Source organism: Virgibacillus sp. MSJ-26, from assembly GCF_018918075.1.
Classification (GTDB): Bacteria; Bacillota; Bacilli; order Bacillales; family Amphibacillaceae; genus MSJ-26.
In genome coordinates this window covers 41345-62999 of sequence record NZ_JAHLPW010000003.1, presented here as the reverse complement: position 1 = coordinate 62999, position 21655 = coordinate 41345, and the positions used below count along the sequence as shown (strand labels likewise).

The window sequence follows — 21655 nt, the reverse complement described above, 5'->3', positions numbered from 1 at the left end:
GATTAAATGGAGATGAACCAATTTATTGATCTTGATAAGCAGTTGGAGCGAGCACGGCGAAACACATTAGGCGATGTCCTTACAAGAACTAGAGACCGGATGCCAAATAAGTTAGCACTGACATACAAAGATAAACAAAAAACTTATGCTGAACTGGATGACTTGGTGAATCAAACAGCACATGGGTTCCAGGAACGTGGGATGGAAAAAGGGGACATGATCACCGTCATGTCTAAAAATAGCTTAGATTTTGTTATTACAAAATTTGCGTTAGCCCGTTTAGGTGCAGTTATGATTCCAATTAACTACATGCTTTCAGTAGAAGATGTGCAATATATTTTGGATCATGCGGAAGTCAGTGGGTTCATCGCTTCAGAGGAATATGTCCCTCTACTTGACGCAGCCACAGGGAGGCTGAATATCAAACATCGTTATATCATGGACACCCTAACAATACCGGATAAAATTGATTCACACGAAGAATGGCAAACATTAGAAAGCGTTCGAGCAGGGCACTCAACTAGCTTTTTTGAAGCAGCTTTAGAAGACGATGAACTAGCTCAAGTGTTATATACAAGCGGAACTGAATCAAGGCCAAAAGGTGTGATGCTAACCCATAAAAGTATATTGAGTGAATATGTCAGTTGTATTATAGATGGTGGGATGGAAGACCGTGATGTTTTCATCCACGCATTGCCCTTTTACCATAGTGCCCAGCTCCATGTGTTCTTGGGTCCAAGTATTTATCTAGGCACAAGCGGTATAATCCTTGAAGCAGCAAATCCAGAGGGTATTTTAGAGACAATTGAAAAGGAGCAAGCTACTCAACTTTTTTGTCCACCAACTGTTTGGATAGCATTACTTCGTCATCCCGATTTTGAGAAAAGGGACTTATCCAGCCTGGAAAAATGTTATTATGGGGCCGCCATCATGCCAAGAGAAATATTAAAAGAACTTTCCGAGCGCTTGCCTAACGCACGATTTTGGAACTTCTATGGACAGACGGAAGTGGCTCCTTTAGCAACAGCTCTAAAGCCAGAAGACCAACTGCGGAAATTAGGTTCAGCCGGAAAACCGACGATTAATGTTCAAACAAAGATAGTTGATGATGAAGGAAATGAGGTGACACGTGGTGATATTGGAGAGATTGTTCACCGAACTTCACATGCGATGAAAGGTTATTTATATGATCCCGAAAAAACAGCAGAAGCCTTTAAGGATGGTTGGTTTCATAGTGGTGATTTAGGGACGATGGATGACGAGGGTTATGTGACGATTGTCGACCGGAAAAAAGATATGATTAATACAGGCGGTGTTAATGTTTCCAGTCGAGAAGTTGAAGAGACAATTTATGAAATGGATGGGATTGCTGAAGTTGCGGTCATTAGTATACCAGACGCTTACTGGATTGAAGCAATTGCGGCCATTATTGTAGTAAAAGATAATGCAAAGATCACAGAAGAAAAGGTTATTGACTTTTGTAAGAGTCAATTATCGTCTTTTAAAGCTCCGAAATATGTTTACTTCACAGAAGATCTACCAAAGAATCCAAGTGGAAAAATACTGAAGCGATCATTAAGAGAACAATATGAAAGCCAAAATTAGTATGAAAGAAAAACCCGGAGTCTAAGTAAGATGCTTCGGGTTTTTTATTTTAGCAATGTTATATTAACGGATATGTTTAACATCATAACCTTCATCTTCTAAAATTGAAATGATGCTAGGTTTTTCAATTAGATGTAGTGATCCTACAATCACCAAATATGTTGTATCTTCTTTTGAATCTAGATAGTCAATAATTTGATCACTCATATTGTCATTACGTTCATCATTCAAGGCGTTCATAAATGCTTGTTCTTCCTTACTCATTTCACTATCATTGTCTGTTGTTGTATATTCAAGCATCTTCTCTAAATCTCCATCTGTGTATAAAGAAAACATTTCTAACATGTCCTCTTCATAATGATCCATTTCTTCAATAGAGGATTTTAAAAGCTCAACTTGAAAATCATCAGAAGTATCGGCGAAAATAGCAAGCTGTTCTTCAGCAGTTTCTAAAGCTTTTATCTCTTTATCATCATCTTGAGCTCTCGATAAAAAGTAGTCATCAACGCCATAGGTATATCCTGCTTCCTGCATAATAAAGGAACTAATAAGATTAGATAACAGCCAAGGTTTATAAGACTCCAATTCACTTGGCAAACCATGATCATTTAAAAAAGCTGATACGTCATCATATAAATCAGCGGGAATATGGTCTTCAATCGTCGTTCCATCTTGGTATGTACCTAATTCATTATAGAGTGTCATCATTGATTGAGTGGACATGTCTTTAGGATGTATTTCCGGAACAATCACATCAGCTTCCTTATAAATACTTTCTATTTCATCATTCATAGGATAAAAATCTCTTGGTCCTGCATGAATTGTTCCTTGTAAATAGACGGTAGTATCTCCGTGTTTCACTTTCCATAAAAAACCACCCGGACCATCGGCTTCCTTCATAGTAAGCACTTTTACTCCATCATCCCATAAGAACTTGAGCCGTTGATGTTGTTTTTTATCTAGGTTGTTTCCAATTAAGTTAACGTATTCAATATTATTTAACTCACGTAATGGCGACACGTCTTCAATTTGATTATTTTCCAAGTTGACTTTTTCTAAAGAAACAAAAGATTCAATCCCTGAAATATCTTTAATTTCGGCTTCTGCTAAGTCCATTTCAGTAATGTTGTTAACATCTGATTCTTTAAGTTCACCTTCAGGCTGGTTTAATTCTGTTCTGATAGCTTCTTCAAAATGCTGATCAGAAAAGGTGATAACTTCATCTGACTGACATGCAACCGTTAATAAAGAAAGCAAAATCAAGCTAAGGCTTAGTCTTAGATTTTTCACATTTTTAGCCCCTTTGTATTAAATGTTATTCAAAAGATAATTTCTTTTTTATACGTGTTACTATCAAAAAGATTTTCATAACGATATATTTCCAATATTGCCTTAAGTTTTTGATAAACGCAACTGGATATAGTATTTCAGTTTGGATAAAAGACTTGTTTAAAGAAATAATATTAAATGGAGGTGTTTAAAATGAGTGAAAAAAAGAATAACTGGAGTAAAAAGAAAGTGAACTCAGGTGTGAATCCTCAAGGATATAGTGAAGATGAAGTTAATCAAAGTCCAACATCTCAACTGGAGCAACGATCTAAGAAGAAAAACACTAAAATATAACTGAATTATGATAAAGAAAGAAGGTTATTTGATGAATACACTTCTTTATTTGAAAGAATCGATTGCGAATTATACAGAAGACAATAAAACCGGGCAGCATATTTACAATAAATTAAACAGTGAAGATTACTATGATAAAGAAGAATTTATTAATGATTTGAGTGAGGAAGATGTTGCTTATTTAAATTATATTTTGAAAAAAGAAATGAATTATGCTCGGAATGCCTATGATGAAATACGTGAAAAGCAACTCAACGAGATTTATCAGCATCTATACTAAAAATAGGCAGATATATCCATTGAAATTTATCAGCAATCGTAGTAATATAATTATAGAAGCTGCGATGCTCGTATTTTATTAAGTTTTAACCTCTAATTAGTTAATAGGGAGTTTTATATCGAAACTGGAATGTCGTGCCGTCTGTAGTATGGAAGACAGGAAGGTTTCTGCAGACACCCACTTTGTAGAAGTGGTGGTTTAAAACTTTTTATTCCTGATACGGCAATTGTGGCTACTATCTAATAATATGAATTTAACAAACCCAGTCTAATATTAGACTGGGTTTTTGGCTTTCATCATAAATTCAACCTATAACTCACAGTAATCAACATTGATTTGTATAATGTATTTTAATTTTATGGAATCATAATGTAAGCTAATTTTAGGAGGGATAGAGTGGAATATAAAATCAAAGTCATTGATCATATACAATTAGCCGCCCCCATTGGTGGGGAAGAAAAAGCGAGAAAGTTTTATAAAGGTATATTAGGTTTTGAAGAAGTGGAGAAACCAGACAGCTTAAAACAAAATGGTGGCGTTTGGTTTAAAGCAGGAAATGTTCATATCCATATTGGCATTGAAGAAACATTTATGCCGGCAAGAAAGGCTCATCCCGCGATTGAAGTGGAAAATATTGAAGCATTTCGCCAAGAGTTATTGGATAACGAGATCGATGTTACTGTTGATGCTTGTCTACCAGGAGCTAATCGTTTTTATATTTATGATTGTTTTGGGAATCGAATTGAGTTTTTGGAATGGCTTTAGAAAAAATTAGTTTAAAATAATTTTTTAGTCATTTTATTAAAAAACATCAATATATATGATGGTGGGTGTAAAATTCGATAGATGCATTTTGAATGTTAAACTACATAATTTTTTATGTGTGCAGTGAAGGACTTAGTGATTTCATTCAAAAGAATAAACGTTTTATTGAGTGAATTTATTGTAACCGAATTGTAAGAAATCTCACGAATGTAATGGGGAAAGCTATTTTCGCTTGAAATAGGCCGAATATTAACAAAATGAAGTTGAATTTAGTTGTAGTTTATAATACAATAACAGAGGAGTCGCAAGTGGCCGCTTGCGACTCAGACAGTCGTGCAAGGCAGGCGACTTCATTGAGAGTGAAAAAGGTAATTATCCCTGTTCATTATTTTTATGACAGGGATGGTTACTTTTTTTCACGGCTAGTGACGATCAACAATACCAATGTCGAGAACGCAATCATTAATTCAATCGTCTTTTCAATTGGTATCATATGCTTCAACCCCTTTCTTGGGTAATTTGAAGCCACCGTTTTTTAGATAAGTTTAAGTCTTTTTGACCTCACATTTCCTGTCCACTACATTATACTACAAGAAAAGTGTCGAATGTCCAAATTTACAGAAAATGGTTCAATATGACCAGAAGTAAATTTATGTTCAAAAAGATTAGAACAAATGGTTTAGATCAAAATTTAAAACAAAGACTATAAGAGCGGTATGTATATAAATAAGTTTAACCTACTAACTCTGGGCTGGGTGGTCTAGAGTTTTTTTATATTTAATTAAAAAGTCTTAGAAAGGTTAGTTAATAAGGGAAGAGAGGTACATACTAAATAGTGCAGTCTTTGTAATTGAGAGTAATAAATTATTTTGCTATGATTATATACTAACTATAGATAGTGAATGGTAATTCATTTAGTTAATTTATAAGAATTTATAAAATGGAATGGATGTTAGTTATGAAAAATAGTTGGAACATATTTTCAAAAGATATCAAAAACATAGGAATAAACTGGGTAGCGGCAATAATTATCGGTGGATTGATTTTATTGCCTTCTCTCTACGCTTGGTTAAACATAAAAGCTTCTTGGGATCCTTATGGACAAACAGATCAAATTCCTATAGGAGTAGTGAATGAAGACGTTGGCGAAACCGTTTTGGATGAGGATATTAATGTAGGAGATACACTGGTTGATACCTTAAAAGAAAATGATTCGATGGAGTGGCACTTTGACAGTAAAGATTTAGCCATGGATAAATTAGAAAAAGGGGATTATTTTGCTGCCATTGTCATACCTAAAGATTTTTCAAAGAATCTTGGCACGGTGATAAACGCTAGTCCTGAAAAAGCACATGTCGAGTACTATGTGAATGAAAAATTAAATGCCATCGCTCCGAAAATTACCGAAAAAGGGGCGAGTGTTATTGTTGAGGACGTCAGTAGTGAATTTATATCAACGGTCAATGGAGTTATTTTTGAAATATTTAATAATATAGGACTTGAACTAGAAGCCGACCTACCAGATATCGAACAGTTTGAGGATTATATATTTACAATTGAGAAAAAATTGCCTGAGATTCATAAAACATTGAAGGGAACACTATCAGACGCAAATGAAGCTAGTGGTATCGTTTCAAAAGCGCAAAAAGAAATACCTAAAGCTCAAGATGTTATCGGTAATGGGTTGACAACAATTGATGAGACGAGTGAGTTTTTAGATAAAGCTGAACAACAGATTAATGAAATGGGGCCAAAAATCAAAGAAGATTTAGCTAAGGCTCAGGAGACGGTTACGAACTTTAATGCGTTGTTGAATGATGTTGACTCGACTGACATTAACTTTGATGAAGGGCGAGCGTTAAAAGAAAGACTAGAGGAAAAAGTTGACGAATCTACCGAATTTTTAAGTAATGTGGAAACAGCGCTTGAAGGGATATTAGAACAAATGGCAAATGCAGAGGAACCTGATCAAGATCAAATGGATCGGGTAGGCGAGGCTATCGATAAAGTACAGCACATTCAAGATGTTTTGAATGAAGGTAGGGAAAATACGGAACAACTTGATCAGTTCATCGATGAGAAAAAAGGTGAAGTTGATGAAATATTTGCCAACATCAAGGACATTTCCGAAAATGCTGGCACAGGGCTTGATAAGCTTGTCAAAGAATATAACGAATCGATTGAGCCGACTGTGCTAAAAGAGTTAACCAATGCTAAAAATACTTTGTCAGAGGGGCGGGGTATTTTAGTCGATATTCAATCAACCATTCCAGAAGTAGAGAAACTACTCAAACGAACAGATGGAAGTTTAAACGATGGAAAAGGCCTGCTTGAAGATGTTTTGGCAGAGTATCCTTATGTAAACGATAAGGTTAATGAATTAGCGAATAAAATTAGGGATATTAAAGATGAAGCCGATATTAATGAGATTATTGATTTATTATTGAATGACCCGGAAACAGAAAGAGGATTTTTTGCTGAACCTGTCAAACTAGATGAGCATTCACTTTTTCCAATTGAAAATTACGGTTCAGGCATGACACCTTTTTATACGGTACTGTCTTTATGGGTTGGAGGATTGCTCTTAATATCCTTATTATCTACAGATGTCCATCGTCCGGAACCTGAACAATTTAGTTCACAAGCCGTTTACTTTGGAAAATTATTCACATTTGCATTTATAGGGATTCTTCAAACCACTATTGTTACAACTGGGGATATCTTTTTACTCAACGTACAAATGGCGAATCCGGGGTGGTTTGTTATATTTGGACTATTTTGCAGTTTAGTGTTTATTACAATTATTTACACTTTTGTTTCTATATTTGGGGATGTTGGAAAGGCACTGGCAATCGTTATGCTTGTCTTGCAAATTGCCGGATCAGGTGGAACGTATCCAGTCGTCCTCTTGCCGAAGTTTTTCCAAACAATCAGTCCATTTCTTCCATTTACTTATGCCGTTGATATTATGAGAGAAGCGGTTGGCGGTATTGTTTGGAATAACGTGATATTTGATTTAATAGTCCTTGCTTTCTTTGGCTTAATCGCGATAATCTTTGGCACACTCTTAAAGAAACCAATTAATAAACATACGAATAAACTCGTTGAAAAATCTCAGAAGTCTGGCGTCTTTCATTAATAAATATTCAGGTGGTTAATGTGAATTTTTAAAGGGATAGGTCTTATTTTCAAGTAATACCATTAAATTCATAAGACTGACTCCCTTTTTTCTTGTATAATAAAGATAGGTAAGTATACAAGGAAGTGATTAAACTGAAAAATAAGAAATGGTTAAAGATAGGGGTAGGCTTTGTTGCTATTCTTTTAATTATAGACATTATTGCTAGTTTTTATTTTTATAATTTAGCAATTGATCGTGGACCAAAAGACTTCTTACAAGGTAATTCGGATTTAGAAGTGTCCGCTGAAGCCATGGACGTTTTCTTAGACGGTGACTGGCGTCAGTGGAATGATGAACAACAATTTGAAGAACTCAACATGACGTCGTATGATGGTTTAAATTTAAAAGGATACTTTTTAAAGGCTAAGGAACCAACAAATAAATTAGTTGTGTTCGCTCATGGTTACCTTGGAAGGGCTAGCGACATGTCTTTATTCGGGCAACATTATTATGAGGATTTAGGTTACAATGTGTTTACCGCTGATGCACGAGGACATGGCGAAAGTGAAGGGGACTATATTGGCTTCGGTTGGCATGATCGTCTTGATTATGTGGACTGGGTTAATCTGTTAGTCGATAAGCTAGGCCCAGATACTGAAATTGTACTTCATGGTCTTTCCATGGGAGCTGCAACGGTTCTCATGACAAGCGGGGAAGACCTTCCTGATAATGTTAAAGTTGTTGTTGCAGATAGTCCATATACAGATGTTCATGATTTGTTTGCATATCAAATGAAACGTATGTTTAAGCTACCTTCTTTTCCTGTGTTGAACAGCACAAGTGTTGTAACTAAAATGAAAGCAGGCTATTCTTTGAAAGAAGCTTCAGCACTTGAACAAGTGAAAAAAACGGATATCCCGATCCTTTATTTGCATGGTGAAGCAGATACTTTTGTACCTACAGAATTAGCTCATGAACTTTATGAAAATACGCATAGCGATAAAGAACTTGTTACTTTTGAGGGAGCAGGACATGGTGAGGGAATTGTAATAGCACGTGATAAATATATTAAACATCTAAACAATTTCTTAGATAGATATATAGATTGATAGATCATCTTGAATCATTTTGAAAAACAGTAACGTCTCAGGTTAATTGAGGGGTTGCTGTTTTTGGAATTTCTATTCCGGATAATTATCGAACGATACGTCTATGACGAACGTTTCGTTGCAGGAGTAATTGTCCTACATTGTGCTTATGAAAGACATATTTCACAGGAAATGCTCCAACTTGTCTTTCATCTCAATTTGCTTCACTTTTAGCTCAGCTCTGCATATAGTTTTTTCACATCTAATAGTCAACAATAAAAAGGCTGGTAGAACTCGGGCGTCCTGACAGCCTTTTCTGTTTTTATAAATGTTTTTCAAACCAATGCACTATATGATTGAGTCGCTCGATTCTCATGTCAGGATGGCCACTCCTGCTTAATTCATGATTTGCACCCGGGAAGCGGACAAACTCTACGTTTTTACGTAAATGTTTTAAAGCAATAAAGAGTTGTTCACCTTGCTCGATTGGACAGCGGAAATCAAGCTCGCCGTGTAAAATAAGTAAAGGTGTTTTTACGTTTTCAACATACTTTAATGGGGAGAATTCCCATAGTTTCTTCGGATCTTCAAGCAAATGATGTCCTAATTCCCATTTGGTAAAGAAATAACCAATGTCACTAACACCATAAAAACTTAGCCAGTTACAAATTGAGCGTTGTGTTACGGCTGCTTTAAAGCGATCTGTATGACCGACAATCCAGTTAGTCATAAAACCACCATAACTTCCACCAGTAACACCTAGTCGTGTTTCATCAATAAAGCTATATTGCTCTATCACATAGTCAACTGCACTCATGAGATCCGTATAATCTTTTCCACCATAATCCGCTCTAACGGCATCGACAAACTTTTGTCCGTATCCGTGGCTGCCACGTGGATTGGTGTATAAAACCACGTATCCTTTAGCTGCAAGTAATTGTAATTCATGGAAAAAGGTTTGACCATACATCGCGTGTGGTCCACCATGAACTTCCAGAACAAATGGGTATTTTTTACCTTCCTCAAATCCATATGGTTTTAATAACCAACCTTGAACTTCCCAGCCATCTTCGGCTGTTACAATTAGCGGTTCAGGTGTGCTTAAGGCGACTTCATCTAAAAAGGATTGATTTGCTTCTGTTAATCTAGTTAACTTTGATTCATTCTCAAGAAGATAAAAATCACAAGGATTAGTTGGAGTGCTCATACCTAAAATAAAAGCATTTTTTGATTTATCATAGGAAAAACCGAATACATGAGTATCTTCTCTATAAAGGGCAGTTAATTCTCCATCTAAATCAACTTGGTATAAACCAGTCGCACCTGAATCAGTTCCTATAAAATAGAGATATTTTTCATCCTTCGACCAAACAGGTCCCGTTTCAGACATCCCCAGACGCATATCACCAATCATGGCGTCACCAAGTTGAAAATCCCAATTGCTACTCCAGCATGTTCTTTCCTTGCTTTGAACATTAAAAATATATAGCTCATTAAGGGTTGCACCACTAAATTCATACTCATGTCCCAAGCAGGCAATTTTATCTCCACTAGGCGAAAAGTGTGCACTTTGGTAACCACCATTTCCGTTCGTGAGCTGCTCGATCTCTAATGTCGAGGTATTAAGAAAGTATAAATCGTTCGTTAGTTCATAGTCTGCTTCTTCATTTAAGTTGGCAGAAAATAAAATATACTTGTCATCAGGTGAGATATCTTGGAAACTATGATGGGCTTGGCCTTTAGTTAATTGAGTTAATGTGTCATTTTCTAAATCATACATGATAAGTTGACTTCGTTTTTCATCATGAAAACCTTGAGCATCAGACTTGTACTTTAGCTCATTCACGATGAGCGGCTGTTTTTCTTTTTCTTCGCGTAACTTTTCCTTTTCTTCTTTGGTAAGTTCGGCTTGTGTTTTGACATCATCGTCATTATCTAGCATTGAGGTGAAGATAATTTTTGTCCCGTCATTTGTCCAAACAGGATTGGTAGCTCCATGTTTAAATGTTGTCAGCTGTTTAGCTTCACCACCATTAATGTTCATTAACCATAGCTGGGGTGTGCCACTTCGATTTGATTGAAACACAAGTTGTGATCCATCAGGTGAAAAACGTGGATGGCTATTTTTCTCATTACCAAACGTCCATTGAGTCAGAGTTTTCTCTTGAAGAGATTGTAAATATAAATGTGAGATATATTCCTTTTCTTCATTAACTGTTGTTGAAACAAATGCGTATGTACTTCCGTTTGGTGAAACTTGAGGATCGCTATAAACAGCTATGTTAGTAAAGTCATCTGTCGTTAGTGCTCTTTTTTCTTTTGTCATCTAAATAACCTCCAGTGTAGTCATCATTGTTAAAATTCTGATAATTAATGTTAGCATATTCGTAAAAAATAATTAGTTTTATTAATTTTAAACTAATTCGAGTCACGAAGCAATAGAATGGGGTGAAATTTTAAAATTAAAACAAAAAAGCAACCTGCACATGCTAGGTTGCTTTTTGCTAAGGTTATTTACTTGTTGCAGGTTCAGCACCTGTTATTTGAGCATCTTTTTCGTATGTTTCTTGTAGCTTTTTTGTGATTGGTCCAGGTGTGCCGCCATTGATTGTTAAATCATCAACAGTGACGATTGGTAATACTTCTGAAGTGCTGCTCGATAAAAATAATTCATCGGCATCCTCAATACCACCTATTGTAAATGGTTCTTCGATAAATGGTATGTTTAAATCCTTTGCAAATTGCTCTATACGCATTCTGACGCAACCATGCAAAATGTTTTTTGAAGATGGATGGGTGTATATTTTTCCATCCTTAACTAGATACACATTCGAAGAACTGCATTCAGTGACGACGCCATCTTTGTGTAATATTGCTTCATAACAATTATTTTCTTTAGCTTCTTGCTTAGCAAGCACGTTCGGTAGTAAATTTAAACTTTTAATGTAACAATAATCCCAGCGCACGTCTGGGTGAGTAATCGTACCGACGCCGTTAGCTAATTTTCCAAGCGGACGAGGAACTTTTACAACATAAGCATAAATATTAGCTGGTGTATCGGCTGGAAACACATGATCACGAGTAGCGGATCCGCGTGTCACTTGCAAATACACTTTACCGTCGACATCCATTTTATTACGTTTTAGCAGTTCTAAAAGATATTCTCGACATTCTTCCTTTGTAAATGTTAATTCAATCTTAATGGCCTCTGCGGAACGAAATAGGCGGTCTACGTGTTCATCAAGTAAATAATACTGACCACTATAAATGCGAATGACCTCATAAACCCCATCTCCGAACTGTAGCCCACGTTCTTCGAATGGATAGTTTAAACTATCACGATGTACAAATTTCATTTGAGATATAATAACAGGATAAACAGACAAATACTTCTCCCCCTTAATGTTATGACTATTTTATAACTTAATTAGAAAAATGTAAACTTGTGGACATGTTGATGATTAGATTTAACTTTTAGAGTGATACAGTTTATGCTTGGATTGTAGCAGTGTTGATAACTTACCCATGTTTATTTTTTAGTATTAGGGGAATAAATTAAAATAAACAAATATAGGTTTTGTAAAAAACTTGCTCACCTATAAAAAAATATTTGACAAGTCGTAATAACTAGGCGTGGAGAGGGTGTGTTGAATGACCCCATTATTGGAAAGATTAAATATTACTGATACTAGTATGTTATTGGACAGTTGTGAACTACATAAAATTAAAAGAGGAGAAATTATTTTTGAAGAGGGGGGGTTAGCCGAGTATTTATATTTTATTAAGCAAGGTCGAATAAGAGTTTTTAAGGAAATGAGAGAAGGTAATGATATAACCATATTTTTACGAGGGGAACAGGATTGCTTTGGTGAAATCGGAATTTTTAGTGGTAGACATTACTCTAATTCCGCCAAAGCAACTGAAAACAGTAAAATATTTTACATTAAAAAAGAAGCACTTGAAGAGATATTGTCTAGATATGGACGCCTAAGTCTTGAATTTACACGCTGGGTTGCGGATTCACTAGAAGCAAGCAAAGCCAAAATTCGTGATTATTTGGCATTTGGATCTGAAGGTGCAGTAGCTTCAGTTTTTATACGTTATACAAATATGTATGGGATTGTGACAACAGAAGGAATTAAAATAAACAAACCCATTGTCTTACAAGATATCGGTAGACACATCGGAATATCCAGAGAAACAGTCAGTAGAATAGTTAATAAGTGGAAAGAACAAGAGATTATTGAAAAGAACAATAAACTTTTTTTAATCAAAGATATAACATACTTTCGTAAGTTATTGAATTGTAAAAATTGTGCAGTGGAAAATTGCGTTTTGTAAGAGGATTTTTAGACACGAGAAAAATGTCGAATTTCCTCTTGTCAAAAAGGAAATTGACTGCTATAATATTACTTGTCGCAAAAATGACGGGTAATGAACGAAGGTGTGTGGACGAGCAAGGCTTCCACCGAATAAGCCTCGAGTTGCCCCGAAGCACCTAGCATCCTGACTAATCTAGAAGATGTAGGGGCACAGTGCTCAGAATAAAAATCGAGTTCAATTTAACAAATTTAATCTATTATTATGCGGGTGTAGTTTAGTGACGAGCAAGGCTTCCACCGAATAAGCCTCGAGTTGCCCCGAAGCACCTAGCATCCTGACTAATCTAGAAGATGTAGGGGCACAGTGCTCAGAATAAAAATCGAGTTTAATTTAACAAATTTAATCTATTATTATGCGGGTGTAGTTTAGTGGTAAAACCTCAGCCTTCCAAGCTGATGTCGAGGGTTCAATTCCCTTCACCCGCTCCATACATATGTCTTAACGCAGTATCTTGAACAAAAGTCGAGATATTGCGTTTTTTACATTTACAAATAGATGAGTTTCATAAGCCTGTCTTCGCTTCTCTTGAAAAAAGGGCTCCTAACATAGTATTCTTTGATTACAGAATAATACTCAGAAAAACGATTGACTTAGGTCGAGCGGCAAGCACTCCAGGTCGAGCAGCTTGCACTCCAGGTCGAGCGGCATGCACCTCAGGTCGAGCGGCAAGCACCTCAGGGCGAGCGGCAAGCACTCCAGGTCGAGCGGCAAGCACTCCAGGTCGAGCAGCTTGCATTCCAGGTCGAGCGGCAAGCACTCCAGGTCGAGCAGCTCACCTCGTCCTAACTCATACCCAGACCGGCACCCCCCACATTTAATCGATAAGGAGGATCCACATCATGACAACAGAACAACTGAAACAAGACATTATCGAATATAGCAAAAAGATTGGCATCGATAAAATAGGTTTTGCTTCTGCAGACGTTTTTACCGAACTGAAGGAACGTCTTAAACAGCAACAGGAAGCTGGCTATCAGTCTGGTTTCGAAAAGGGAACCATTACAGAAAGAACTGAGCCTCGTCGGTTAGTGCCTGAAGCGAAGTCAATCATTTCAATTGCTTTGGCATATCCAACCCAAATTAAGGATGCGCCAAGAAGTACGAAACAAACACGGCGCGGAATTTTTGCACGAGCTTCATGGGGGATTGATTATCATGTTGTCTTGAGGGAACGCCTAGAAAAATTAATGGAATTTATCCAAGAAAGAGTGCCTGATGTGACACTGAAGTCTATGGTTGACACTGGTGAACTATCAGATCGCGCTGTAGCTGAGCGAGCGGGAATTGGCTTTAGTGGGAAGCATACGTCGATCATTACAGAGGAATTCGGCTCCTTTGTTTATCTAGGTGAACTCATCACATCCATTCCTTTCCAACCTGATGCCCCTGTTGAAGATAGTTGTGGCGATTGTCGTATTTGTCTTGATGCATGTCCGACTGGAGCTCTAGTTGAGGGTGGACGTTTAAACGCTCAACGTTGTATTGCTTTTTTAACTCAGACGAAGGATTTTCTACCAGATGAATTCCGGTCTAAATTCGGCAACCGCATCTATGGTTGTGATACATGCCAAATGGTTTGTCCGAGAAATAAAAAGATTGATTTCCATCTTCATGAAGAGTTTGAACCAGAGCCAGATGTGGTTAAACCAAAATTAATTCCCATGCTTAGGATGTCTAACCGAGATTTCAGAGATAAATTTGGACATATTGCAGGGTTCTGGCGTGGAAAAAAGCCTCTACAAAGAAATGCTATTCTTGCGTTAGGGCACTATCGTGACCAGCATGCTGTTGAAGAGTTGATTGCTGTCATGAAGGATGACCCGCGTCCCGAAATACGAGGTACGGCTGCTTGGGCGCTTGGTAAGATTGGTGTGGACGAAGCGTTTAAGGCGATTGAAGTTGCTAGAGAATGGGAACAAGACGAACATGTTTTATTTGAAATGGAAAAAGGAATGGAATTTAAAACAAAATATGCAGCTCAATAGAAAGAGGGAACCATATGACGAAATTAATAACACTTTATTACGATGAGCAGGATACTCCGATTGGCATCTTAACACTACTGGGTGATGGGGAGCATGTGTTGCGAATTGATTATGGGTCAATAAAAGATTTAGAAGAAAAGTGGCAAAAATGGACTAAACGCTATTTTGGAGACGTCACTTTTGTTCACAACCCAACTGTTTTTATAGAACCAAAAAATGAAATAAGTGCGTATTTTTCTGGTGATAAAAAAACCTTCACCTTTTCGTATAAGCTGTATGGAACTGATTTTCAACAGCAAGTTTGGCGGGCACTTGTCGACAGGATCCCATTTGGCGAAATGAAAACATATAAGGATATCGCAGAAATAATCGGAAATCCTAAAGCCGTCAGAGCTGTAGGGGGCGCTGTTAATAAAAATCCCTTTTCTATCATCGTTCCATGTCATCGAGTGATTGGAGCAAATGGAAAAATGGTGGGATACAATGGAGGTTTGGATAAAAAGGAATACCTCCTATCATTTGAAAGCAATAATTTAAAACTTAACATATAAAAGTAATACAAGTACACAAGTCTCTCGCCATATACATATATATGGGGAGGTTTTTTGATGCATCGAGTAAAAGATGAATGGCTCGCTTTTTTAGAAGCAAAAAATGAACGGACAGATAACTGGTGGTCACGAAAATTGGCATTATTGGATCGACGTGATGCTGAAATAATTCGCATAAACGGAAACGGACAAATTTTTGAAGATTTGAGATATGACGATGAAACTCATGTCAAATATCTTCTTCATTTATCCTTTCTAATTAAGCAAAGAGATCACTACTACATTGAAGAACATGTGAAGCCTTATCAATTCTGGCTTAAAAATGGTGACGTTGTAGGTCATAAAGAAGTAGTTATAACACGGGATATGACAGAGGAAGAGGATCCAGTTCTCCAAGAAAACTTAACACGAAATCAATCTAAGCGTTTTACTTATGACCGGCTTGCGGCGGTTCAATACGCAGAAAGATGGTGGAATAACTATAACCCGAATTTCCAAAGGTTCTCTGTGGATTGCACCAACTTTGTCTCCCAATGCCTGTATGCCGGAGGTGCTCCTATGCGCGGGGCACCAAGTAGGGAAGAGGGTTGGTGGTATCAAGGAAAAAAATGGAGTTTCAGCTGGTCTGTAGCCCATTCACTTAGATGGTATTTAAGTGGATCGACTCAAGGGTTAAGAGGAAAGGAAGTCGAATCCGCTGGAGAACTCGAACCAGGAGATGTGATTTGTTATGACTTCGAAGGGGACGGAAGATATGACCATACAACATTCGTTGTGGCTAAAGACGCCAAAGGAATGCCTCTAGTTAACGCCCATACCGAAAATAGCCGTCATCGTTATTGGTCCTATGAAGACTCAACAGCCTGGACACCTGATATGAAATATAAGTTTTTTCAAATAGGAAAAGAATGATATAATATTTTTATGTTTTTTAACTTAGTTAGTAAGGAGTTTAGGTTATGAGTATACATGTCGTTTTATATCAACCAGAAATACCGGCAAACACAGGGAATATTGCTCGTACATGTCTCGGTACAGGATCTACCCTTCATTTAATCCATCCACTTGGGTTTTCCACGGACGATAAAATGCTTCGCCGTGCTGGTCTGGATTACTGGAAAAAGGTAAAAATTCATGAACATCAATCATTAGAAGAGTTATATGAAGATTATCCAAGAGGACAATTTTACTATATAGAGAATTTCGGAAGTAAAAATTATTATGAAGTTGATTTCAGCAATCAAGAAGAAGATTTATTTTTTGTTTTCGGACGTGAGAGTAAAGGGATTCCGAAAGAGGCTATTAATGGAAGAGAGGATCATTGCTTAAGAATTCCGATGAATGACGAAATTCGTTCGCTCAATTTATCCAACACAGCGGCTATTGTCATTTACGAAGCATTACGCCAACAAAAATTTCCGCAAATGAGTTGAGTAAATGTAATTAAAAACACGAAACCCGCTATCCAAAATGGATGGCGGGTTTTATCAAACGAATTTATTGCTTTGTTGGTACGCCAGGTTTGGCTTCGTATCCAGCTGTAAAGCAAGATGTAATAAATGTAACGGCAACTCCTAAAATCAACGCTAGTTTCATGTTCAAACCTCCTTAAAGTCACTTCAAATATGTACAGCTTAAATATTATAATCTATTATATATCATTTATTATACCCAATTTATACAGGAAAGTGAACCCGTTGCTATGGAAAAATAAATACTTAAATTATTGCTATATTCTAAAAAAATACTTAAATAGAAAAAACGAACCTATTCTATTGTTTTACCGATAAATATAAGCTATATTAGTTGATGGAGTCATTTGTCAGTCCTATAATGATAAATGAAAAGTAGAACCGTTTTTTTACGGATAAAGCTAACTTCTAATGGGGGTATCAGACGTGGAACAGAATGAAGAATCTACTGAAAGATTCTGGGGAGAATTTCATGGTCCAAACAGGGGATACATCGAGGAACAGTATGATCTGTACAAAGAAGATCCCGAAGCTGTTGATTCATCGATTAAAGATATTTTTAAACAATATGGCGCGCCAGCTTGGCTCACTGAAACACCAAGTATAGCGCAAGAAGGGCAGACGACGCAATCAATAGGTGATATTAAGAAACTAACCTCGGCAATGAAATTTGTGGAGGCTATTCGACGTTTCGGTCACTTAGAGGCAGATATTTACCCAGTAGGTCTGCAAAAAGAGCGTCATTCGGAATTAGTCCATCCAGAAAGCTATGGATTATCAAAAGAAGATTTGCAAAATATCCCTGCCACTTGGTTATGGGGAAATGCACCAAGTGGTGTAGAAAATGGCTGGGATGTTGTTAATAAACTTAAAAAGTATTATACAGGAACAATGGCATTTGAATTTGATCATGTTAATAATGAAGAAGAACGCAATTGGTTGAATGATTATATAGAATCTGGAAAAGCACGCTTACCCTTGTCAAATGATGAGAAAAAGCAATTGCTTGAACGTATGGCTGAAGTTGAGGGCTTTGAAGGCTTTTTGCAAAAAACATTCGTTGGCCAAAAACGATTTTCCATCGAAGGATTGGAAGCAATGGTTCCGATGCTTGATCGTGTTGTAAGGTCCGCGGCATCTGATAAAGCTGAGAATGTGATGATTGGTATGGCGCACCGTGGGCGTTTAAGTGTGCTTGCTCATGTGTTAGGTAAGCCAATGGATATTATTTTTTCTGAATTCCATCATTCACCTAATAAAGAACTGATCCCATCCGAAGGTTCAAAAGGCATCAATTACGGTTGGAGTGGTGATGTTAAGTATCACTTTGGAGCTGTCAAGGAATTTCCAGGAAAAGAAGCATCTACTCGCTTAACGCTAGCAAATAATCCATCTCACTTGGAGTTTGTTAATCCTGTCGTTGAAGGATTTGCTCGTGCAGCACAAGATGATAGATCGAACAAAGGTTATCCTAAGCAAGATAAAACTAAAGCAATACCAGTCATAATCCATGGTGATGCTGCTTTTATCGGTGAAGGAATTGTAGCTGAAACATTTAACTTAAGTAATCTACCTGGTTACAATACAGGTGGCTCACTTCATATTATTGCTAACAATCTTGTAGGTTATACAACAGATCAGGAAGACGGAAGATCAACACGTTATGCAAGTGACTTGGCAAAAGGTTTTGAAGTGCCGATTATGCACGTTAATGCTGATGATCCAATAGCATGTGTGTCAGCAGTTCGTATTGCTTATGAATACCGTCAAAAATTCAATAAAGATATTTTAATAGATTTGGTAGGTTATCGTCGTTATGGCCATAACGAAATGGATGAGCCACGTATGACTCAACCTGTCCTTTATCAAAAAATAGATAAACATCCAACAGTGGCTAATGTATTTGCTTCAAGACTTCAAGACCAAGATGTAATTGATGAAGATGAGTTCAAGCAAATGAAAGAGAAAATTAACAACCACTTGAAAGAAATCTATGACGGCATGAAAGAAGGCGAATCTGGAGCCATCGAAATCCAAAATATGCCGGAAGAATTAAGGAACGGTATTGATGAATTTGATACCGCGATTCCTTATGACGCTTTGAAAAAGTTAAATGATGAATTATATGAACGTCCAGAAGGATTTAATATTAAAAAACTAAACCGCGTACTAAAACGTCGCGAAAAGATGCTTGATGAGGGCAACAAGGCAGACTGGGGAGCTGGAGAAGCTCTTACCTATGCTTCAATCTTAAAAGATGGTACACCCATTCGTTTAACAGGACAGGACGCTGAGCGTGGAACATTTGCACATAGGCATGCTGTCTGGAATGAAGGAGATACGAATGAAAAGTATGTTCCATTACAAAACTTAAAAGAATCTGCTGCTTCCTTTGACATCAGAAACAGTCCATTATCAGAAGCGGGTGTTTTAGGATTCGAATATGGGTATAGTGTGCATTCACCTGAAACGCTAGTCATCTGGGAAGCCCAATTTGGTGATTTTGCGAATGCAGCCCAGGTGATTTTTGATCAATTTATTTCTTCAGCTCGTGCAAAATGGGCCGATAAATCTAATATGGTTATGTTGCTACCGCATGGGTACGAAGGCCAAGGACCTGAGCACTCGAGTGCCCGTCTTGAGCGATTCCTACAAATGGCAGCGGAAAACAACTGGATTGTAGCATATGTTACATCATCAGCTCAGTTTTTCCATTTAATGCGTAGGCAAGCTGCTCTCGGCGGAAGAGAAGAGGCAAGGCCGCTTGTTTTAATGACGCCGAAAAGTAGTTTATTGAGGAATGAGCGTGTGGCATCTGAACCAAAAGCCTTTACTGAAGGTACATTTAAACCGTTGATTAATCAGCCGAACTTGAAGGTGAGCAAGAAGAATGCTAAGCGCTTACTGATCGGAAGCGGAAAAGTCATGATAGATATTGAAGAGGAAATTGATAACTCAGATGATAAATTTGATTGGTTACGTTCCCTACGTTTAGAACAGTTTTACCCTTTCCCACAGAAAGACTTGGCCAAAGAACTCAAAGAACTACCTAATTTAGAAGAAGTTGTTTGGGTACAGGAAGAGCCAAGAAACATGGGAGCTTGGGGCTTCGTAAAAGAAAGAATTGAAGATTTATTAGAAGAAGGGCAGATCCTTCGTTACGTTGGTCGACCTGATCGCTCGTCACCAGCTGTTGGAGAGCCGAACATCCATAAAGCTGAACAAAGTGATATATTAGCAAAAGCACTAAACCCTACATTAGGAGGAGATTCCGATGAAAGAAATTAAAGTACCTGAACTTGCCGAATCAATTGAAGAAGGAACGATAGCCGAGTGGTTAGTAAAACCAGGCGATAAAGTAGAAACAGGGGATCCAGTTCTTGAACTGGAAACAGATAAAGTTAACGTTGAAGTTAATACGGACTTTGCTGGGGTGATTACTGAGCTCGTTCGCGAAGAAGGTGATGACGTAGAAGTTGGAGATGTCATTGCTAAGATAGATGAAAGTGGGGAAGCAGGAGCAGCTCCATCAGAAGAAGCACCTAAAGAGGAAAAGAAAGAAGAACCAAAAGCAGACAAGAAGGAAGAACCAAAGCAAGATAAAGAAGAGAAAAAAGACGATGACAGCACAAAGCATGATATCGTTGCCTCACCAGCTGCTCGCAAGCGTGCACGTGAACTAGATATTGACCTAAGCAAGGTGAGCGCTCATGACCCACTTGGCCGAATTCGTCCTGAAGATGTAGAAGCTGCAGCAAAAGGTGGTACTGAAAAGCCTGCTTCTAAACCAGCTAAAAAAGAAGCACCAAAGCAAGCTGAAAAGACAGAGTTTGACAAGCCTGTCGTACGCGAGAAGATGACACGTCGTCGTCAAACAATCGCTAAAAACTTAGTGAATGTCCAGCAAGAATCTGCGATGTTAACGACGTTTAACGAAGTAGATATGACAGCAATCATGAACTTGAGAAGTGAGCGTAAAGATAAATTCCTAGAAAAACATGATGTTAAACTGGGCTTTATGTCATTCTTTACAAAAGCTGTTGTTGGAGCACTAAAAGAATTCCCATACCTTAACGCTGAAATCCAAGGTAATGAACTTGTTTTAAAACAATTTTATGATATTGGTATTGCCGTATCAACTGAAGATGGTCTAGTTGTTCCAGTTGTCCGCGATGCTGATCGCCTAGATTTCGCAGGTGTTGAACGTGAGATTGCTAATCTTGGCAAGAAAGCACGCGATAAAGCATTGCAGTTAAGTGACCTACAAGGCGGTACATTCAGTATCACAAATGGTGGTATTTTTGGTTCCATGCTATCCACACCAATCCTTAACGCGCCTCAAGTAGGAATCTTAGGTATGCATAATATCGAAAAGCGTGCCATGGTTATGCCGGATGATTCAATCGAAGTTCGTCCAATGATGTACTTGGCATTATCCTATGACCACCGTATCGTAGATGGTAAAGACGCTGTTCGATTCTTGGTTCGTATTAAACAAATGCTAGAAGATCCATATGACCTATTACTAGAAGGTTAATAAACTTATTAACCATTAAAACTGCCCCCGTACAGAATGCGGTACTATTTGTTCTGTACGGGGATTTATTTTGCGAAATTTAATATGGAAGTGGAAGTCAGTGCTGGTTATCATCCCGCTTGAGACGAACTTCAGCTCGCACGGTCACATACATAGGAACTTCTACATACGAATATAGATGAAGTTAAGCTCGCTTTTAAAAAAGACTTGGTGTCATAATCGTCATATGCTATCATGAAAGAAAC

General features: G+C 37.5%; 17 protein-coding genes, 1 tRNA gene and 1 other RNA gene. 15 read left to right on the top strand and 4 right to left on the bottom strand.

Annotation, left to right across the window (positions count from 1 at the left end; genetic code table 11):
• Positions 1 to 6 precede the first annotated feature (6 nt).
• A complete protein-coding gene (locus KQI49_RS02260) occupies positions 7 to 1605 on the top strand; it encodes an acyl-CoA synthetase (protein ID WP_216486447.1) in 1599 nt (532 codons plus the stop codon).
• A 63-nt stretch (positions 1606 to 1668) separates the two neighbouring features.
• On the opposite strand, the gene KQI49_RS02255 is transcribed toward KQI49_RS02260, so the two are convergent.
• Positions 1669 to 2895, bottom strand: coding sequence for a TraB/GumN family protein (locus KQI49_RS02255; RefSeq protein ID WP_216486445.1), 1227 nt, complete (start codon positions 2893 to 2895; stop codon positions 1669 to 1671).
• A gap of 192 nt (positions 2896 to 3087) precedes the next feature.
• Here KQI49_RS02255 and sspL point away from each other — a divergent pair, with 192 nt between their 5' ends.
• From sspL to KQI49_RS02225, 6 genes are all read left to right on the top strand, one after another.
• Complete coding sequence (gene sspL / locus KQI49_RS02250; RefSeq protein ID WP_216486443.1) at positions 3088 to 3228, top strand: small, acid-soluble spore protein L; 141 nt, start codon at positions 3088 to 3090, stop codon at positions 3226 to 3228.
• Positions 3229 to 3259: 31 nt separating this feature from the next.
• A complete protein-coding gene (locus KQI49_RS02245; protein WP_216486441.1) occupies positions 3260 to 3508 on the top strand; it encodes a sigma-G-dependent sporulation-specific acid-soluble spore protein CsgA in 249 nt (82 codons plus the stop codon).
• 53 nt (positions 3509 to 3561) lie between these two features.
• A non-coding RNA gene (ssrS, locus tag KQI49_RS02240) (6S RNA) lies at positions 3562 to 3747 on the top strand.
• Between the two features lie 157 nt (positions 3748 to 3904).
• Positions 3905 to 4273, top strand: a complete 369-nt coding sequence (locus KQI49_RS02235) for a VOC family protein (RefSeq protein WP_216486439.1) — start codon at positions 3905 to 3907, stop codon at positions 4271 to 4273.
• A 958-nt stretch (positions 4274 to 5231) separates the two neighbouring features.
• The gene (locus tag KQI49_RS02230; RefSeq protein WP_216486437.1) at positions 5232 to 7412 is read left to right on the top strand and encodes a YhgE/Pip domain-containing protein; all 2181 of its coding nucleotides are present in this window, start codon (positions 5232 to 5234) and stop codon (positions 7410 to 7412) included.
• A gap of 128 nt (positions 7413 to 7540) precedes the next feature.
• A complete protein-coding gene (locus KQI49_RS02225; protein WP_216486996.1) occupies positions 7541 to 8503 on the top strand; it encodes an alpha/beta hydrolase in 963 nt (320 codons plus the stop codon).
• Between the two features lie 301 nt (positions 8504 to 8804).
• Here the strand turns inward: KQI49_RS02225 and KQI49_RS02220 are convergent, their stop codons facing one another.
• Both KQI49_RS02220 and dat read right to left on the bottom strand, forming a co-directional pair.
• Complete coding sequence (locus tag KQI49_RS02220; RefSeq protein ID WP_216486435.1) at positions 8805 to 10808, bottom strand: S9 family peptidase; 2004 nt, start codon at positions 10806 to 10808, stop codon at positions 8805 to 8807.
• A 184-nt stretch (positions 10809 to 10992) separates the two neighbouring features.
• Complete coding sequence (gene dat, locus KQI49_RS02215) at positions 10993 to 11868, bottom strand: D-amino-acid transaminase (RefSeq protein WP_216486434.1); 876 nt, start codon at positions 11866 to 11868, stop codon at positions 10993 to 10995.
• Positions 11869 to 12133: 265 nt separating this feature from the next.
• On the opposite strand from dat, the gene KQI49_RS02210 reads away from it, so the two are divergent.
• Positions 12134 to 12823 carry a Crp/Fnr family transcriptional regulator gene (locus tag KQI49_RS02210; RefSeq protein ID WP_216486432.1) on the top strand — a complete coding sequence of 230 codons (690 nt, stop codon included), beginning with the start codon at positions 12134 to 12136 and terminating at the stop codon, positions 12821 to 12823.
• Between the two features lie 396 nt (positions 12824 to 13219).
• Positions 13220 to 13293 (top strand) — tRNA-Gly (locus KQI49_RS02205).
• A gap of 131 nt (positions 13294 to 13424) precedes the next feature.
• Here the strand turns inward: KQI49_RS02205 and KQI49_RS02200 are convergent.
• On the bottom strand, positions 13425 to 13622 hold the full coding sequence (locus tag KQI49_RS02200; RefSeq protein ID WP_216486430.1) for a hypothetical protein: 198 nt from the start codon (positions 13620 to 13622) through the stop codon (positions 13425 to 13427).
• Between the two features lie 82 nt (positions 13623 to 13704).
• On the opposite strand from KQI49_RS02200, the gene queG reads away from it, so the two are divergent.
• From queG to odhB, 6 genes are all read left to right on the top strand, one after another.
• Positions 13705 to 14850 (top strand): tRNA epoxyqueuosine(34) reductase QueG, encoded by a 1146-nt coding sequence (gene queG, locus KQI49_RS02195; protein ID WP_216486428.1) that lies wholly within the window; start codon positions 13705 to 13707, stop codon positions 14848 to 14850.
• A 14-nt stretch (positions 14851 to 14864) separates the two neighbouring features.
• Positions 14865 to 15401 carry a methylated-DNA--[protein]-cysteine S-methyltransferase gene (locus KQI49_RS02190; RefSeq protein ID WP_216486426.1) on the top strand — a complete coding sequence of 179 codons (537 nt, stop codon included), beginning with the start codon at positions 14865 to 14867 and terminating at the stop codon, positions 15399 to 15401.
• A 57-nt stretch (positions 15402 to 15458) separates the two neighbouring features.
• The gene (locus tag KQI49_RS02185; protein ID WP_216486424.1) at positions 15459 to 16313 is read left to right on the top strand and encodes an amidase domain-containing protein; all 855 of its coding nucleotides are present in this window, start codon (positions 15459 to 15461) and stop codon (positions 16311 to 16313) included.
• A gap of 47 nt (positions 16314 to 16360) precedes the next feature.
• The gene (gene trmL, locus KQI49_RS02180) at positions 16361 to 16834 is read left to right on the top strand and encodes a tRNA (uridine(34)/cytosine(34)/5-carboxymethylaminomethyluridine(34)-2'-O)-methyltransferase TrmL (protein ID WP_216486422.1); all 474 of its coding nucleotides are present in this window, start codon (positions 16361 to 16363) and stop codon (positions 16832 to 16834) included.
• A gap of 465 nt (positions 16835 to 17299) precedes the next feature.
• A complete protein-coding gene (locus KQI49_RS02175) occupies positions 17300 to 20161 on the top strand; it encodes a 2-oxoglutarate dehydrogenase E1 component (RefSeq protein ID WP_216486420.1) in 2862 nt (953 codons plus the stop codon).
• Positions 20148 to 21410, top strand: a complete 1263-nt coding sequence (gene odhB / locus KQI49_RS02170; protein WP_216486417.1) for a 2-oxoglutarate dehydrogenase complex dihydrolipoyllysine-residue succinyltransferase — start codon at positions 20148 to 20150, stop codon at positions 21408 to 21410. Before KQI49_RS02175 ends, odhB begins: the two co-directional genes overlap by 14 nt.
• Positions 21411 to 21655 lie beyond the last annotated feature (245 nt).